General features: G+C 67.2%; 16 protein-coding genes. 15 read left to right on the forward strand and 1 reads right to left on the reverse strand.

The features are described 5' to 3' along the window. Positions 1-96 precede the first annotated feature (96 nt). The 11 genes from ACHL_RS17220 to ACHL_RS17270 all read left to right on the forward strand — a co-directional run bounded on the left by ACHL_RS17220 (position 97) and on the right by ACHL_RS17270 (position 11736). Entirely contained in the window at positions 97-897 is an 801-nt protein-coding gene (locus ACHL_RS17220; RefSeq protein ID WP_015938587.1) for a hydroxypyruvate isomerase family protein, read from the forward strand. An 83-nt stretch (positions 898-980) separates the two neighbouring features. Further along, entirely contained in the window at positions 981-1859 is an 879-nt protein-coding gene (locus ACHL_RS17225; protein WP_015938588.1) for a 2-hydroxy-3-oxopropionate reductase, read from the forward strand. A gap of 158 nt (positions 1860-2017) precedes the next feature. Beyond that, the gene (gcl, locus tag ACHL_RS17230; protein WP_015938589.1) at positions 2018-3808 is read left to right on the forward strand and encodes a glyoxylate carboligase; all 1791 of its coding nucleotides are present in this window, start codon (positions 2018-2020) and stop codon (positions 3806-3808) included. Positions 3809-3811: 3 nt separating this feature from the next. Then, the gene (locus tag ACHL_RS17235; protein ID WP_015938590.1) at positions 3812-5008 is read left to right on the forward strand and encodes a glycerate kinase; all 1197 of its coding nucleotides are present in this window, start codon (positions 3812-3814) and stop codon (positions 5006-5008) included. Next, the gene (allB, locus tag ACHL_RS17240; protein ID WP_015938591.1) at positions 5001-6344 is read left to right on the forward strand and encodes an allantoinase AllB; all 1344 of its coding nucleotides are present in this window, start codon (positions 5001-5003) and stop codon (positions 6342-6344) included. The genes ACHL_RS17235 and allB overlap by 8 nt, the downstream gene beginning before the upstream one ends. 9 nt (positions 6345-6353) lie before the next feature. Then, positions 6354-7193 (forward strand): winged helix-turn-helix domain-containing protein, encoded by an 840-nt coding sequence (locus ACHL_RS17245; protein WP_407681024.1) that lies wholly within the window; start codon positions 6354-6356, stop codon positions 7191-7193. A gap of 19 nt (positions 7194-7212) precedes the next feature. Next, positions 7213-7755: a thioredoxin-dependent thiol peroxidase gene (bcp, locus tag ACHL_RS17250; protein ID WP_015938593.1), complete on the forward strand. Its 543-nt coding sequence runs from the start codon at positions 7213-7215 to the stop codon at positions 7753-7755. Between the two features lie 226 nt (positions 7756-7981). Then, complete coding sequence (locus ACHL_RS17255; protein ID WP_015938594.1) at positions 7982-9598, forward strand: CotH kinase family protein; 1617 nt, start codon at positions 7982-7984, stop codon at positions 9596-9598. Positions 9599-9724: 126 nt separating this feature from the next. Next, positions 9725-10204 (forward strand): thioredoxin-dependent thiol peroxidase, encoded by a 480-nt coding sequence (bcp, locus tag ACHL_RS17260; RefSeq protein ID WP_015938595.1) that lies wholly within the window; start codon positions 9725-9727, stop codon positions 10202-10204. Positions 10205-10395: 191 nt separating this feature from the next. Next, complete coding sequence (locus ACHL_RS17265; protein ID WP_015938596.1) at positions 10396-10971, forward strand: GNAT family N-acetyltransferase; 576 nt, start codon at positions 10396-10398, stop codon at positions 10969-10971. A gap of 102 nt (positions 10972-11073) precedes the next feature. Then, entirely contained in the window at positions 11074-11736 is a 663-nt protein-coding gene (locus ACHL_RS17270) for a DNA alkylation repair protein (protein WP_015938597.1), read from the forward strand. A gap of 197 nt (positions 11737-11933) precedes the next feature. On the opposite strand, the gene ACHL_RS17275 is transcribed toward ACHL_RS17270, so the two are convergent. Beyond that, positions 11934-12311: a hypothetical protein gene (locus ACHL_RS17275; RefSeq protein ID WP_015938599.1), complete on the reverse strand. Its 378-nt coding sequence runs from the start codon at positions 12309-12311 to the stop codon at positions 11934-11936. A 270-nt stretch (positions 12312-12581) separates the two neighbouring features. Between ACHL_RS17275 and ACHL_RS17280 the strand changes: the two genes are divergently transcribed. From ACHL_RS17280 to ACHL_RS17295, 4 genes are read left to right on the forward strand one after another with little or no spacing between them, the layout of a single operon-like run. Beyond that, positions 12582-13697 carry a PP2C family protein-serine/threonine phosphatase gene (locus ACHL_RS17280; RefSeq protein WP_015938600.1) on the forward strand — a complete coding sequence of 372 codons (1116 nt, stop codon included), beginning with the start codon at positions 12582-12584 and terminating at the stop codon, positions 13695-13697. Then, entirely contained in the window at positions 13694-15673 is a 1980-nt protein-coding gene (locus tag ACHL_RS17285) for a glycosyltransferase family 2 protein (RefSeq protein ID WP_015938601.1), read from the forward strand. The genes ACHL_RS17280 and ACHL_RS17285 overlap by 4 nt, the downstream gene beginning before the upstream one ends. After that, complete coding sequence (locus ACHL_RS17290; RefSeq protein ID WP_015938602.1) at positions 15663-15995, forward strand: STAS domain-containing protein; 333 nt, start codon at positions 15663-15665, stop codon at positions 15993-15995. Before ACHL_RS17285 ends, ACHL_RS17290 begins: the two co-directional genes overlap by 11 nt. Further along, the gene (locus ACHL_RS17295; RefSeq protein WP_015938603.1) at positions 15988-16413 is read left to right on the forward strand and encodes an ATP-binding protein; all 426 of its coding nucleotides are present in this window, start codon (positions 15988-15990) and stop codon (positions 16411-16413) included. Before ACHL_RS17290 ends, ACHL_RS17295 begins: the two co-directional genes overlap by 8 nt. Positions 16414-16447: the final 34 nt, after the last annotated feature.

A 16447-nucleotide genomic window follows, 5' to 3' on the forward strand; every position in this document is an offset into this window, starting at 1 on the left:
AATTTCCACAAAGCGGAATTACGGAGAAACCGGGAACGGTACCGTCACCGCATCAAGGGAAGATAGATCAAAGCCCCTCCCTCGGAAGGACCTACGATGACGTACACAGTGAACTGCTCCATCCTCCTCACGGAACTGCCCCTGCTCGAGCGCCCCGCGGCAGCCAAGGCAGCGGGCTTCGACGCCGTCGAGTTCTGGTGGCCCTTCGAGACCTCCGTCCCCGCGGACAGCGAGATCGCCAAGTTCGAGAACGCCATCACGGACGCGGGCGTGCAGCTCACCGGCCTGAACTTCAACGCCGGCAACATGCCCGGCGGCGATCGCGGCCTGGTCTCCTGGAATGGACGCTGCTCCGAGTTCAAGGACAACATCGACGTAGTGGCCGGCATCGGGGAGCGCCTCGGCTGCACGGCCTTCAACGCCCTCTACGGCAACCGTCAGGACGGGTTCACCCCCGAAGAGCAGGACGAGCTGGCCGTCAAGAACCTGGCGGCAGCAGCTGAAGGCGTGGCCCGCATCGGCGGTACCGTCCTCCTCGAACCCGTCAGCGGCGCACCCAAGTACCCGCTCCTCACTGCCGACGACGCACTCAAGGTCATCGCCCGCGTCAAGGCGGAGGCCGGCGTCGGGAACATCAAGCTCCTCGCCGATTTCTACCACCTGGCAGTCAACGGCGACGACGTCGAATCCGTCATCGAAAACCACGCCAAGGACTTCGGCCACATCCAGATCGCGGACAACCCCGGCCGCGGCGCACCCGGCACCGGCACACTCCCGCTCGGCGAATGGATCGCCCGCAGCCGCGAACTCGGCTACGACGGCTACATCGGCCTCGAATACAAGGAACCGCAGGAAACGGCCTTCAGCTGGGCCATCCGCGAACACGCCGCCAAGTAAGCGGTGATTGAGCCTGTCGAAATCCGGTTTCGACGAGCTCAACCACCGGCCTCATTAACAGACTTTCCAGAAAGAGAACCATCATGAGCAACGTTGCAGTCATCGGACTCGGAATCATGGGCCTGCCCATGGCCATCAACCTGGTCAAGGCCGGCCACACCGTCACCGGTTTCAACCGCAGCCAGGACAAGATCGACAAGCTGGTCTCCGAGGGCGGCCAGGGCGCCTCGAGCATCGCCGACGCCGTCAAGGACGCCGACGTCGTCATCACCATGGTGCCGGACTCCCCCGACGTTGAGGGCGTCGTCAGCGGCAAGGACGGCGTCTTCGCCAACGCCAAGCAGGGCACCCTGTGGATCGACGCCTCCAGCATCCGCCCGGATGTCGCCAAGCGCCTCTCCGAAGAAGCCGTGGCAGCAGGCATCCGCCCGCTCGACGCCCCGGTCTCCGGCGGCGAACAGGGCGCCATCGACGCCGTGCTCTCCATCATGGTGGGCGGCGACAAGACAGACTTCGACGCCGCCCAGGACGTCCTGAACGCGGTCGGCAAGACCATCGTCCACGTGGGCCCCTCCGGCTCCGGCCAGACCGTCAAGGCAGCCAACCAGCTGATCGTGGCCGTCAACATCGAGGTCCTCGGCGAAGCAATCGCCTTCCTGGAGGCCTACGGCGTGGACACCGACGCCGCCCTCAAGGTCCTCGGCGGCGGCCTGGCCGGCTCCAAGGTCCTGGACCAGAAGGGCCAGAAGATGCTGGACCGCAACTTCGACCCCGGCTTCCGCCTCACCCTCCACCACAAGGACCTGGGCATCGTCACCTCCGCCGCACGCGAAGCCAACGTCGCCGTCCCCCTCGGCGCCGTCGTCGCCCAGCTCGTCGCCGCCACCGTCAACCAGGGCGACGGCGCACTGGACCACTCCGGACTCTTCAAGCAGGTCCTCCAGCTCAGCGGCCGGAAGTAAGCAAGACCGCTAGCCGATGGTTGAGCGTGTCGAAATCCAGGTTTTGACACGCCACAACCACCGGATCCTCATCGCAACAGGCTTTCAGGCCCCACAACCGCCGGGCCTTCCTTCAGTACACCCAAAAACAGACTTTTCAAGCTTTCAAGGAGCACCCCATGAGCAAGATGCGTACCGTTGATGCAGCGGTGGCCATCCTGGAAAAGGAAGGCGCCATCGAGGCGTTCGGCCTGCCAGGCGCTGCCATCAACCCCTTCTACTCCGCAATGCGCGCCCACGGCGGCATCCGCCACACGCTGGCCCGCCACGTTGAGGGCGCCAGCCACATGGCCGACGGCTTCAGCCGCGCCAAGGACGGCAACATCGGCATCTGCATCGGCACCTCCGGCCCCGCCGGCACGGACATGATCACCGGCTTGTACGCCGCCTGGGCAGATTCGATCCCCATGCTCTGCATCACCGGCCAGGCACCCGTGGCCAAGCTGCACAAGGAAGACTTCCAGGCCGTGGACATCGAGTCCATCGCCAAGCCCGTCACCAAGATGGCCATGACCATCCTGGAGCCCGGCCAGGTGCCCGGCGCCTTCCAGAAGGCCTTCCAGCTGATGCGCTCCGGCCGCCCCGGCCCCGTGCTGCTGGACCTGCCCATCGACGTGCAGATGGCGGAGATCGAGTTCGACATCGACACCTACGAGCCTCTCCCCGTCGAAAAGCCCAAGGCTTCCCGCAAGCAGCTGGAGAAGGCCCTGGACATGCTCCTGTCCGCCAAGCACCCGCTGATCGTGGCCGGCGGCGGCATCATCAACGCGGGCGCCTCGGCGCAGCTGGTGGAGCTGGCCGAGACCCTCAACGTTCCGGTCATCCCCACCCTGATGGGCTGGGGCACCATCCCGGACGACCACCAGCTGATGGCCGGCATGGTGGGCCTCCAGACGTCCCACCGCTACGGCAACGAGAACTACCTGCAGAGCGATTTCGTGATCGGCATCGGCAACCGCTGGGCCAACCGCCACACCGGCGGCCTGGAAACCTACACCGCGGGCCGCAAGTTCGTGCACATCGACATCGAGCCCACGCAGATCGGCCGCGTGTTCTCGCCGGACCTGGGCATCGCGTCCGACGCCGGCGCGGCGCTGGCAGGGCTGGTTGAGCTCGCCAAGGAGCGGGCTGCTGCCGGTTCCCTGCCGGACTACAGCGCCTGGGTTGCCGAATGCGCGGACCGGAAGGCCTCGCTGCACCGCAAGACCCACTTCGAGAACATCCCCATCAAGCCGCAGCGCGTGTACGAGGAGATGAACAAGTCCTTCGGCCGCGACACCACCTACGTGTCCACCATCGGCCTGTCCCAGATCGCCGGCGCGCAGATGCTGCACGTGTTCGGCCCGCGCAAGTGGATCAACGCCGGCCAGGCAGGCCCCCTGGGCTGGACCGCCCCGGCCGCCCTCGGCGTCGCCCGCTCCAACCCGGACCAGACCGTGGTGGCGCTCTCCGGCGACTACGACTTCCAGTTCATGATCGAGGAACTGGCCGTGGGCGCGCAGTTCAACCTGCCTTACATCCACGTGGTGGTGAACAACTCCTACCTGGGCCTGATCCGCCAGTCCCAGCGCGGCTTCAAGATGGAGCAGAACGTGTCCCTGGCGTTCGAGAACATCAACAGCTCGCACCTGTCCGAGGAGACCCGCGGCTACGGCGTGGACCACCTGAAGGTGGCCGAGGGCCTGGGCTGCAAGGCCGTCCGCGTGGAAGACCCCAACGACCTGGGCGCCGCGTTCGACAAGGCCAAGGCCCTGATGGGCGAGTTCCAGGTTCCCGTGGTGGTGGAAGTGATCCTGGAAAAGGTCACCAACATCTCCATGGGCGTGGAAATCAACGCCGTCAACGAGTTCGAGGAACTGGCCGAGTCCGCCGCCGACGCCCCCACCGCCATCCTGGCACTGCAGGCCTAAACCATGCGCATCGTGATTGCCCCGGACAAGTTCAAGGGATCCCTGTCCGCCCCGGAGGTGTGCAGCTTCCTCGCAAAGGGCCTGCAACGCGGGACTGGCGGCAACCTTGACATCGTCCAGATTCCGGTGGCCGACGGCGGCGAGGGCACCCTCGACGCCGCCGTCGGCTCCGGCTTCACCCGGCGGACGGCCACGGTGGCCGGACCCACCGGCCAGCCGGTGGAAGCCGAGTTCGCCGTCCGGGGCCACGAAGCCGTCATCGAAATGGCCACAGCCTCCGGGCTGGCGCTGGTTCCCCGGGTACAGGACGGCGGCCGCCCCGCCTCGGCGGATGCCACCACGGCCACCAGCCTGGGCACGGGGCAGATCATCCGTGCCGCGCTGGACGCGGGTTGCCGCCGCATCGTGCTGGGCGTTGGGGGCAGCGCGAATACCGACGGCGGCGCGGGGCTTTTGCAGGGCCTTGGTGCCCGGCTCCTGGACAGCCGCAACAACGAACTTCCCCCGGGCGGTGCTGCGCTGGCCAACCTGCACAGCATCGACTTCACCCACTTTGAACCCCGCCTGGTGGACACCCGCTTCGTGCTGGCATCCGACGTCGACAACCCCCTGCTCGGCGCCCAGGGCGCCGCGGTGGTTTTCGGCCCGCAAAAGGGTGCCACACCACAAGACGTCGGCATGCTCGACGCCGCCCTGGCCAGGTTTGTCGAAGTCCTGGCCAGGGAAATCGGATTCCGCGCCGTCAAGGCCGCCGAGGCTCCCGGGGCCGGGGCAGCCGGCGGCGTGGGCTACGCCGCCATCGCAGCCCTGGCCGCAACGCGGCGGCCGGGAATCGACGTCGTCCTCGAATTCACTGAACTGGCCGAAAGGCTGGCCGGCGCCGACCTGGTGATCACCGGCGAAGGCAGCCTGGACGAACAAAGCCTGCTCGGCAAGACCCCCATGGGTGTTGCTAGGGCCGCAGCAGCGCAGGGCATTCCCGTCATCGCGGTGTGCGGGCGGACCACCCTGGAGCACAGCCAGGCCGCCGCCGCAGGATTCGAAGGCGTTTACGCTTTGACCGAGCTCGAAACCGATGTAAACAGGTGCATATCAGAGGCTGGCGAGCTTCTGGAGCAGCTGGGCACCCAGATCAGCAAGCGGCTGGCGGCCGGACGGCCTGCCGGCGCTGCAAGTACCAAGGAGGACCTCCGTGTCTGAAGAACGTTTTGACCTGGTCATCCGGGGCCAGCGCATCCTCACCACCGCCGGTATTGCCCCACGCGAAGTGGGCGTCCGCGGCGGCAAGATCGTCGCCATCGAGCCGCTCGGCAACGGCCTGGCCGGTACCGAGATCGTCGAACTGGCCGACGACGAAACCCTGCTCCCGGGTCTGGTGGACACCCACGTCCACGTCAACGAGCCCGGCCGCACCGAGTGGGAAGGCTTCGCCTCCGCCACCCGCGCGGCAGCAGCCGGCGGCGTCACCACCATCATCGACATGCCGCTGAACTCCGTTCCGCCCACCACCACCGTGGCCAACCTCAAGCTCAAGCGCGAGGTGGCCGAGGACCAGGCGTTCATCGACGTCGGGTTCTGGGGCGGCGCCATCCCCGGCAACAAGGCGGACCTGCGCCCGCTGCACGACGACGGCGTGTTCGGCTTCAAGTGCTTCCTGCTGCACTCCGGCGTGGACGAGTTCCCACACCTGGACGCGGACGAGATGGAAGAGGACATGGCCGAGCTGAAGTCCTTCGACTCGCTCATGATCGTCCACGCCGAGGACTCGCACGCGATCGACCGCGCACCGCACCCGGGCGGCGACCACTACGAAACCTTCCTGGCCTCCCGCCCCCGCGGTGCCGAGAACAAGGCCATCGCCGAGGTCATCGAACGGGCCCGCTGGACCGGTGCCCGCGCGCACATCCTGCACCTCTCGTCGTCGGACGCGCTGCCCATGATCGCCTCGGCAAAGCGCGACGGCGTCAAGCTCACCGTGGAGACGTGTCCGCACTACCTGACGCTGATGGCCGAGGAAATCCCGGACGGCGCAACCGCGTACAAGTGCTGCCCGCCCATCCGCGAGGCCTCCAACCGGGAACTGCTGTGGCAGGGCCTGCAGGACGGCACCATCGACTGCATCGTCTCGGACCACTCCCCCTCCACCCTGGACCTCAAGGATCTGGAAAACGGCGACTTTGCCGTGGCCTGGGGCGGCGTCTCGTCACTGCAGCTGGGCCTGTCCCTGATCTGGAGCGAAGCCCGGCACCGCGGCATCCCGCTGGAACAGGTGGTGTCCTGGATGGCGGAGAAGCCCGCCAACCTGGCCCGCCTCACCAACAAGGGACAGCTGGCGCTGGGCTACGACGCCGACTTCGCGGTCTTCGCCCCTGACGAGGCCTTCGTGGTGGACGTGTCCAAGCTCAAGCACAAGAACCCCATCACGCCTTATGACGGCAAGACCCTCGCCGGCGTGGTCCGCAAGACCTTCCTGCGCGGCGCCGTGGTGGACGGCCAGACCCCCACGGGCAAGCTGATCCGCCGCGGCGGCGTCTAGGGACGCGCCATGGCAGTGGAAGCACACCATCCGCGGGCGGCTTTCCCTTCGGGGATACCTTCCCGCCCGCGGATGCCCCACAGCCGGCAGATGGCGGATCCTTCCATGACGCAGCCTCCTCGTTCAGCCCGGCCCCCACGGCCGGTCCAGCCGCAAGCTGTGGCCCGGGGCCTGGCTGTGTGGGTGGTGCCGGACGAAGGAACCAGCCCCGAAATCCTGGCCCGGGCCGCCGAACTGGTGCTCGCCCGCGCCCTGCAGACTGCTCCGGAGGCGGAAGTCCACTGGCCTGCCGCCGGAGCCCCCACGTCCGGGGCCTCCGCCGCGGAGAGAGCCACAGACCACTCCTCCCGCACTCCCTCCACGGCGGAGGACCCCGGCGATTCAGCCCGTGCATCATCGGGAAATCCAACCGGCGAGCCAACGGACAAGGCCGGCGGCAACGCTGCCGGGACTGGTGTTGCCGAATCCGGGGCGGCGGGCAACGTGGACCACGACGCTGCCCACCTGCCGCCGTCGGCCGGGCCCGTCAGCACCGTGGCCGTGGACCTCGCTGCCGATACAGTCCTCTTGGACGGTTCGCCGGTGTCCCTGACCGGCGTCGAATACAAGGTGCTGCGGTTCCTGGTCACGCACCTGTCCCGCACCGTCAGCCGGGAAGAGCTTCAGGAATTCCTGGAGTTCCTGAATTACCCCGGCGCCACCGCCCGGTCCATCGACGTCTATGTGGGCCGGATCCGCCGGAAGCTTGGCAACGCCCGCCACGCCGTGGCCACCGTCCGCGGCGGCGGCTACCAGTTCATCCCCGGCCCGCACGCCACCGTGCGCGGGCCCGCCGAATACTCCATCTGAAACCCCACCGAGGAGCAGCATGACCACCGCGCCCAACAACACCGTGCCCACAAACACCGTGCCCACAAACACCGCGCCCAACAACACCGCGCCCTACGCCGCCCGGCTCCAGCCCGGCAGCCCCGCTCCGGCATTCACCCTTCCGGACGCCGGCGGCAACCCCGTCTCCCTCGAGTCCTTCCAGGGCCGGAACGTGATTGTGTACTTCTACCCGAAGGCCGCCACCCCCGGCTGCACCACCGAAGCGTGCGATTTCCGTGACAACCTGGCCTCACTGCAGGGCCGCGGCTACGACGTCCTGGGCGTTTCCCCGGACGCCCCGGAAGCCCTGGCCGGCTTCACCGCAGACCACTCCCTGACGTTCCCGCTGCTCTCGGACCGGGACCACGCCGTCGCCCGGGCTTACGGCGCCTGGGGCGAGAAGCTGGTTAACGGCGAGATTGTCGAAGGCGTCCTGCGCTCCACTGTGGTGGTGGGTCCGGACGGCCGTGCCATCCTCGCGCAGTACCAGGTTGACGCCCAGGGCCACGTCGCGGCGCTGCGGGAAGAACTCGGCCTCTAGCCCCAACGCCCGCTCACTAGTGGCGGCTCCCCCGCCAACGCCCGCTCACTCGTGGCGCCAACCGGGTAGTTGCCCTATCAGGTTTGGTCCCTAAACCCGGGTTTTAGGGACCAAATCTGATAGCGCATCGGGTTTCGCATACCGGCCGCATGGCACCAGCACAGCAACGGCACAGCTGCGCCGGGGAACGTGGGTGGAACACATCCCCGAGCCTGAAGCAGGACCCATGCGACGTTCCCCCGGTGCCATTCTTTCCGCATCCGCCCTGGCGGCAGCCCTTGCCCTGACCGGGTGCGGTGCTGGGGCAGGTGCAGAGCTGTCCGGCACGCCGGCCACGTCCGCAGCGTCGTCCGACGCGGGAGTTGACGCCGGCACCAGCACCACGGAGACCACGACGGCGGACTCCACCCTGTTCACGGACGGCGCCTCCCACACGGTCAGCGTCACGTGGAACGAGGACGACTACGCCGCAATGATCGCCGCCTACGAGGCCGACGGGTCCAAGGACTGGATCGCCGCGGACATCACCATCGACGGCACCACCGTGTCCAACGTGGGCGTGCGCCTCAAGGGCAATTCCACGCTTCGGAGCCTGAGCGGCAGCGGGAACGGCGCGGGCGGCGGGATGGGCGGGAACGCGGCGTCGTCCGGGATCTCCTCCGACGTCCCTGAGTCCCTGCCCCTGCTGATCCGCTTCGACAAGTACGTGGACGGCCAGACCTACCAGGGGCTGGGCGAGGTGTCGCTGCGCCCTGGCTCTCCCGTCCTGAATGAGGCGCTGGCCCTGGCCCTCACCGGGGCCAGCGGCCAGGCCACGCAGCGGTACGCCTACACCACCTACTCAGTGAATGGCAGCCCCACCCAGACCAGGCTGCTCGTGGAAAACCCCGATGAGGACTATGCGGATTCCCTGTTCGATACCCCGGGAGTCCTCTACAAAGCCGATGCCGATTCCAGTTTCACTTACCAGGGCGACGACCTGGCCACCTACGAGGACCAGTTCAAGCAGCTCAACAACGGGGAGAGTGAGACTGTCCAGCCCATCGTCGACTTCCTCAAGTGGCTGTCCGAAGCCACCGACGAGGAATTCGACGCCGGCCTGGCGGAGCGCGTGGATGTGGAGTCCTTCGCCCGCTACACCGCCACGATGAACCTGCTGGTCAACGGCGATGACATGGCCGGCCCCGGCCAGAACTACTACCTCTGGTACAGCCTGGACACCAGGAAGATCTCCGTCATCTCCTGGGACCTCAACCTCGCCATGACCGGCGACGCCACGGCATCGCCCGAGGCGCAACTGTCCATCGGAGGCGGCGGAGGCGGCGCGGGCGGCGGAGGCGGCGGAGGCGGCGCGGGCGGCGGAGGCGGCGGAGGCGGCGCGGGCGGCGGCATGCAGCCTCCGGGATCGGACGACGGCGGCCGGGCACCTTTTGCCGGCGCCGCGGCGGATGCTGGCGGCGCAGCGGATGCTGACGGCACGGCAGCAGCGGATGGGGCAGGGCCGGGCGAAGCGGCCCCGGGCGGAGCAGGGCCGGGTGAAGCGGCAACAGGTACCTGGGATGCCGCAGCAGGTACCGGCGCAGGCGGTGGAGGCGGCCGCGGCGGCAACGAACTGAAGGAAAGGTTCCTGGCTTCGGATGCCTTCCAGTCCGTGTATGACGCCGCCTACGCGGATCTTTACGCCCAGCTGTACGCCAGCGGAACCGCCGCCAGCCTCCTGGACTCAATTGCCGCCGTCGTACCCCTCAGCGACGGCCTCACCGCCGAGGAACTGGCTGGTGAAACGCAGACCCTGCGCACTTTCATCCAGGAACGCACGGATGCGCTGAAGGGCCAGGTCTAGGCTGCCGGAAAGGCGTCTCCGGCAGGGGTGGCGGAATACCGGGTGTGACGGCGGAGTTGTTGCTGGTAGCGGAAAACCGCTTCACTTGATGTTGGCCATTATTGACCGAATCTCCAAAGGAACGCCATGAGCCAGACCTTGACCACCAAGCTTCAGCCCGGAACTCCCGCTCCCGACTTCACCCTCCGGGATGCCCAGGGCCGGGAAATCTCCCTGGCCGATTACCGTGGCAAGAATGTCATTGTGTACTTCTACCCCAAGGCCGCAACCCCCGGCTGCACCACCGAAGCCTGCGACTTCCGCGACAGCCTGGGCGCGCTGCAGGGCCAGGGGTACGAGGTAGTTGGCATCTCCCCCGACGCCCAGGAAGCCCTGGCCGGCTTCAGCGGCGACTTCTCCCTGACGTTCCCGCTGCTCTCCGACCAGGACCACGCTGTTGCCCTTGCCTACGGCGCCTGGGGCGAGAAGCTGGTCGACGGCGAGATCGTTGAGGGCATCGTCCGCTCCACCGTTGTGGTGGACACCGAGGGCAAGGTTGTCCTGGCGCAGTACCAGGTGAAGGCCGACGGCCACGTGGCCCGGCTGAAGGAAGCCCTGGGACTCTAGGTTGCACTGACGGGCAGCACGTCTACGGCAGAAGCCGATGAAGCCTGTCATCGACAGAACGCCTCCGCGCCGAAAGCGCGGGGGCGTTCTTCATTTGCCGGTTGCCGGGGACGGTGCGGTTGTCTGGTCCCGGATGCGGCCGTGCCTGCGGAACCGTTGCCGCACCAGCCGCCCGGTGACAGGATGGCGGCATGGCGATCGAAATCCGTCCGGCCACCGATTTCACGGACGTCAAAGCCCTCGTTGGCCCCAAACGGCCCGACGCGAACGTGTGCTGGTGCCTGAGCTACCGCATCCCGTCCAAGCAGAACCAGCAGCTCCACGGAACCGAACGCGGGGCGTTCGTGAAAAAGCTGCTGGCGGAGGATCCCCCGCCCGGAATTTTGGCGTACGACGGCGGCGAGCCGGTTGGGTGGGCAGCGGTCCACCCCCGCGCGGACACGGGTTTCGCCACCAACAGGCGGATCCCCCACGTGGACGGCCAGGACGTGTGGTCCATCTGGTGCATCCGGGTCCGGCCAGGGCACCGCGGCAACGGAATTTCGCACGCACTGCTGGCAGGGGCCGTGCATTTGGCGCGTACCTACGGAGCGCCCGCCGTCGAAGGGTATCCGGTGGACAACGCCGGGCAGAAAGTGGACCTCACCATGGCCTATGTGGGCACGCGGAAGCTTTTCGAGGATGCCGGTTTCACGAAGGCCGCGGATACGGAATCGGTGCTTAACGGGTTCCCGCGGGTGCTGATGCGGCTGGACCTGGGCCGGTAGCAGCGCCTGCCGGGATTCGCCCGGAGGTGGCGGGCAGGGACAGGGGCAGCCTGGAGCCCGGCCGTATGCTGATAGTTCACGGCGACGCATGCGGAGGTAGGAATGTCCCAGGTGGATGAGGTTCTGGCCGAACTGGCGGAGCTCGAAGATCCCAAGTTTCGCGAAGCCAACGAAAAGCGCGGGGACGATCACGGCGTCAACCTTTCCAAGCTCCGGGCCGTGGCCAAGCGGCTGAAAACCCAGCAGGACCTGGCCCGGCAGCTGTGGGACACCGGGGATACCGCCGCGCGGCTCCTGGCGCTGCTGATCTGCCGGCCCAAGGACTTCAGCCGGGAGGAACTGGACGCCATGCTGCGCGAATCCCGGGCACCGAAAGTCCACGACTGGCTGGTCAACTACGTGGCAAAGAAGAGCCCGCACGCCGAAGCACTCCGCGTGGCCTGGACGGCAGACGCCGACCCGGTGGTGGCCAGTGCCGGCTGGGCCCTCACCACCGAACGCGTGGCCAAGAAGCCGGAAGGGCTTGACCTGCCGGGGCTGCTGGACACCATTGAGGCGGAGATGAAGGCCGCCCCGGACCGCCTGCAGTGGGCCATGAACCACACCCTGGCGCAGATCGGGATCGAGCATCCGGCCCAGCGGGCCAGGGCAATCAGCATTGGCGAACGCCTGGAGGTCCTCAAGGACTACCCCACCCCGCCCAACTGCACGTCGCCGTTCGCGCCGGCATGGATCAACGAGATGGTGAGCCGCCGCAGCGCTTAGGCAGGACGCAGGTGCCGGGTGGGGCGCCTACTTCCTGCGCCAGTACTTGCCCCAGTCCACTTCCATGGCCCACAGCGCCAGGAGAAGCGCGTCCATGGTCATGAGTCCTGCCAAAAGGTAAGCCCAACCTGCCATCCAACCCACCGCAATCTCCTGACTGTTTCCCCCAGCCAATCGATTGCTCCCCAGTGTGGCATCTAAACCGCCTGGACGGAACGCCCCCGGCCCACAGTCTTAAAGAGTCCTTCCAGCCGGGAGTGCGTGTCCGTCTCCACCCTCAACCGGTGGGTCAGCTTCTCCACATGCTGCGACATCTCGTCGCCCACGGGCAGCCGGTCTCCGGGCCAGTTCCAGACGTCCCTGGACTCCGCCAGGGCATCCGCCAGTTCGCGGGCAGCGGCCCGCACCTTGCGGGCATGGACATGCAGGCACCACAGGGCCCTGGCCTTGGCCGCCCCCACCTCCAGGACTTCCCGGACGATCAGGTCCAGCCCCACACCCGGCACCGCTCCGGCGCCAGGCCCGGCCGTCCCCCGGGCGGGCACACCCCGGTTCGTATCATTCGTCTGTTCCATGGCTTCCCCCGCAATCCACCGGCCGGGCAACGTCCGGCGGGGACCGCCGTCGTATCCCCTGCTGCCCGGAAGCTGCTGCAACCTTGCTCCGAGTGTCCCGGGCGATGCTCAACGTCCGGGCAAGCCGGTCCCAAGATTTACGCAAGATGCCCAACGACGGCTCCGGGCGCCGTCGTCACGGCCACTTTCCGCAGCTGAACAGCGGATTCGCTTGAAACTGTGAAGCGCTGAGACATGCCCCGTCCGCCTTAATACGGTAGAAGTAGAGCTATGGTCTCTCCCCCTGAAGTTCGTCATGCCGTTGTCATCGAGGATGACCCGGACATCCGCGGGCTCCTGGTCCGCGTGCTGACCAAGCAGGGCTTCATCGTCACGGAAGCCGGTGAAGGCCTCACCGGCGTGGAGGAAGTCCGGCGCAGCCAGCCGGACCTGGTCACCCTTGACCTGAACCTCCCGGACCTGGATGGCCTGGAAGTCTGCAAACTCCTCCGCGAATTCTCCGATGCGTTCATCGTCATGCTGACCGCCCGCGCCGACGAGCTGGACAAGCTGACGGGCCTGGACAACGGTGCGGACGAATACATCAGCAAGCCGTTCAGCCCCCGCGAACTGCAGTCGAGGATCAACGCGCTGTTCCGCCGCCGCCCTTCCCCCGCCGCCGCCGACACCGCATCGCTGAGCGAACTCCAGCGTGCCACCGAGGTCCAGCAGAGCCTCCTGCCCAAGGAGGACATCCGTGTTGAGGGGTACGACGTTGCCGGGGTCTTCCGTCCTTCACGCAGCGTGGGCGGGGACTTCTACGACTGGTACCAGACGCCCGAAGGGCTGCACCTGACCTTTGCCGATGCCATGGGCAAGGGCATGGGTGCTGCGCTGATCGCCGCCACCGTCCGCGCCGTCATGCGCTCCACCGGCCGCCGGCAGGACCTGGACGGCGCGTTCGCCTCCGCCAGCAAGGCCATCGCCACGGACCTCGACTCCTCCAACTCCTTTGTCACCCTCTTCCACGCCCGGCTGGACGCGCCGTCAGGCCGGGTCAGCTATGTAGACGCCGGCCACGGGCTCGCACTGCACGTCGAGGCCGGCGGGGCAGCACACCGCCTTCCGTCCGGCGGACCGCCGGTGGGGGCCTGGTCCGGGTCCGAGTGGCCGCAGTCCGGCCTTGACCTGGCGCCCGGGGACTGCCTGGTGGTGGTCAGCGACGGCGTGCTGGATGTCTTTGAAACCGTGGAGGACTTCACCGAAGCGGTCCGGCGGGCCACGCAGGCCGAACATTCCGCGCAGGCGGCCAGCAGCGCCATCCTGTCCCTCGCCCCGGCCGAAACAGCGGAGGACGACGTGACGGTGGTTGTGGTCCGCAGGCTCCCGCAGGAGGTGGCGGCATGACCCGGTTCTGGACCCGCCTGGTGGTGGTGCTGACTGTGATCACCGGCGTCAACTACATTGCCTGGCGGTGGATGGCCTCCCTGAACTGGGAAGCCTGGTGGATCGCACTGCCGTTGGTCATCGCCGAAACGTACAGCCTCATCGACGTGATGCTGTTCGGCATGACGGTGTGGAACCTGAAGATCCGCAAGGGCGCCCCGGAGCCGCCGGCCGACGCTACTGTGGACGTCTTCATCACCACGTACAACGAGGACCTCGACATGGTCCTCACCACGGCGCTGGCGGCCCAGAAGATCCGGCACCCACACAGCACCTGGATCCTTGACGACGGCGCCCGCCCGGAGATGAAGGCACTGGCCGAACAGCACGGCCTGGGTTATGTGACCCGCAGCGAGGACTGGACCAAGGACCTGCCGCGCCATGCCAAGGCCGGCAACCTGAACAATGCGCTGATGCAGACCGACGGCGAATTCCTGCTGATCCTGGACGCGGACCAGATCCCCGAGCCGGACATCCTGGAAAAGACGCTGGGCTACTTCAACAACCGCAAGGTGGCGTTGGTCCAGACGCCGCAGTACTTCAGCAACGTTCCGGCCGATGACCCCCTGGGCAGCCAGGCGCCGCTGTTCTACGGACCCATCCAGCAGGGCAAGGACGGCTGGAACGCCGCCTTCTTCTGCGGCTCCAACGCCATCCTGCGCCGCGAAGCGCTGATGCAGCTGGGCCTGGTGGGCTACGTGAAGGAAACCGAGAAGAGCATCCGCCGTGCGCTGGCCGCTTCCCGGCAGGCCATCCGGCAGGCCCGCAAATCCACGGACATGGACTCGCCGCTGGTGGCCCAGGTCCTGGACGAGGTGGAGGCCGCCACCGTGGAGGCGCAGCAGGAACTGGATTCCGGCATGGCGCTCAGCGAGATCACCTACCGGGTGCGCCGCCGCGTGGACACGGCCGTGCAGACCCTGGTCCAGGCCGACGTCGAGGCCCTGCAGTCTGACCTCGAGGAAATCGCGGCCATGGAGCTCGCGCATGTTGGTGAGGCCGGCGTTCCGGTGGTGGCTGACGACGCTGTGCAGCGCATGTCCGCCCGCGACTGGTCCCCGCTGGGTGCCCTCGAATCGGTCCAGGCCGTCCTGGATGCCCTGTCGGTGGAACGCAACGATGAAGCCCAGCCCATCATGCCGCTGGCCACCATCTCGGTCACCGAGGACATGGCCACCGCCATGCGCATGCACGCCATGGGGTGGGAGAGCGTCTACCACCACGAGATCCTTGCCTACGGCCTGGCGCCGGAGGACCTGAAGACGATGCTCACCCAGCGGCTCCGCTGGGCCCAGGGCACCATCCAGGTGCTGCTCCGCGAAAACCCGCTGGTGCAGAAGGGCCTGAAGATCGGCCAGCGGCTGATGTACTTCGCCACCATGTGGACCTACCTGAGCGGCTTCGCGGCGGTCATCTACTTCGCCGCCCCCATCATCTACCTGCTGCTGGGCATCCTGCCCGTCACCAGCCTCAGCTGGGACTTCTTTATCCGGTTCATCCCGTTCATGGTGGTCAACCAGCTGCTGTTCGCGGTGGCCGGCCGCGGCATTCCCACCTGGCGCGGCCAGCAGTACAGCCTCGCCCTGTTCCCAACCTGGATCAAAGCGTGTACGACGGCGGCCCGCAACGTGTGGTTCGGCCGTCCCCTGGGGTTCGCGGTGACGCCCAAGGCGCGCCAAAGCGGCGGACCCAGCTGGAGCCTGATCCAGCCCCAGATCGTGGTGTCCATCCTGCTGGCCGTGGCCGCCGTCGTCGGAATTGTCCGCCTGGCCACCGGCCTGGCCGAACCGCTGGGCACCCTGGTCAACGTGGCCTGGGTGATCTTCGACCTGGTGGTCATGAGCATCCTGGTCCGCGCCGTGCTCTACAAGGGCTTTGAGCCGCCCGCAGAATCCACAGAACCTGTAAATACAGAGAGGAATCCCGATGGAGTTTAGCTATGAGGTCAAGGACTCATACGCCGAGGTCAAGGCGGACGGGCGGCTGAACATGGTGTCCGCGCCCAAGCTCCGCGAGTTCGTCACGGATGTGATTGCCGGCGGGTCCAACCGGATTGTGGTCAACCTGGAAAACACCGCCTTCATGGATTCGTCCGGGCTGGGCGCCCTGATCGGTTGCCTGAAGGCTGCGCGGCAGGCCGGCGGGGACCTCCGGATCGCGGCGGTCCAGCCGCAGGTGAAGATGGTCCTGCAGCTCACCAGCATGGACAAGGTCCTCACGGCCTACCCGTCGGTCGAAGAGGCGTTCAGCAATGACTGAGGTGCTCGCCTCGCGCAGCTTCCGCGGGCTCGCCACCGAAGACGCCATCAACGACGTCCACAACGACATGGACAGCCTGTGGCTCGATGTGCCGTTCGTGAATGACATGGACCAGATGACGTTCACCACGGCGGTGATCGAGTCAGCGTCCAACATTGTCCAGCACGCCGAACCGGCGGCCGCGGATCCCGTGGAACTGGGCGTGGACATCACTGTGGAGCCGCTGCTGCTCCAGGCCCGCGTCAGCGCCTACAACGCCAAGCCGCCCTTTGGACCCATGGAACCGGCAACGCCGGGCGAGGACGCCGAGTCTGGCCGCGGGCTCGCCCTGATCCAGGCCCTGGTGACCACGGTGACGTTCGAACGGCAGGACGGCACCAGCACCTGGGTGCTGTCCAGGACGTCTTCCCAGGACTGACTTTCCGCCGGGTGGTTGAGCTTGCCGGAACCGG

Source organism: Pseudarthrobacter chlorophenolicus A6 (assembly GCF_000022025.1).
GTDB classification, from domain to species: Bacteria; Actinomycetota; Actinomycetes; order Actinomycetales; family Micrococcaceae; genus Arthrobacter; species Arthrobacter chlorophenolicus.